This window comes from Pseudomonas sp. MONT-RG-20F-20-E-7-02, assembly GCF_022662395.1.
In the GTDB taxonomy this organism is placed as follows: domain Bacteria; phylum Pseudomonadota; class Gammaproteobacteria; order Pseudomonadales; family Pseudomonadaceae; genus Aquipseudomonas.
This window is the reverse complement of the sequence record NZ_JAKNQN010000033.1, coordinates 1-747: the sequence shown is the minus strand read 5'-3', so window position 1 is coordinate 747 and position 747 is coordinate 1. Positions and strand designations below refer to the sequence as shown.

Below are 747 nucleotides of genomic sequence, written 5' to 3'. Positions count from 1 at the left end.
TGTTTCCGGGGGAGGATGAGCCGACTTCCTACGAGCATGACAACGGGTTCGTACGGGTTGTGCGGCGCGGTGAGGCGGTTTGGACGTATGAGCGTAATGACCAGGGCGACGTTACGCGTCAGACAGATCCTGACGGCAACGTTACGGACTACACCTACAACAAACATGGGCAACTGGTTGGGGTTTGGTATCCGGATAACGGTTGTCATCGGCTGGTTTGGAATGAGCGTGGGCAGCTTGTTGAGGAACAGCTTCCAAACGGTGGAGTTAAACGCTATCGCTATGACGATGTTGGGCGACAGGTTGCACGTGAGGATGAGCATGGCGCGCTGACCCAGTATCAGTGGGACGCTGTGGGCCGGTTGGTTCGTGTCGTTCTTCCTGGCGGCGCAGCGCGAGAGTACAGCTACAACCCGTACGGAAAAATCACCTCTGAACGTGATGAACTGGGCCACGTCACCCGCTACGAATACGCCGACGGCCTGCACCTGATCAGCCGCCGCCAAAATCCCGATGGCACCCAGGTTAACTACCGCTACGACAACACACGGTTGCTACTGACCGAGATCGAAAATGAAGTCGGCGAAACCTACCAACTTGATTACCACCCCAACGGCCTGATCCAGCAGGAAATCGGTTTTGATGGCCAGCGTACGGCCTACGTCTACGACCTCAACGGCAACCTGCTGGAAAAGACCGAACACGGCGACGATGGCAGTCAGCTAATTACCCGCTACGAGCGAGACG

At 56.8% G+C, this 747-nt stretch carries 1 pseudogene; it reads left to right on the top strand.

Annotation, left to right across the window (positions count from 1 at the left end):
- Positions 1–747: pseudogene (locus L8I05_RS29395) on the top strand (type IV secretion protein Rhs); the annotation flags it as partial.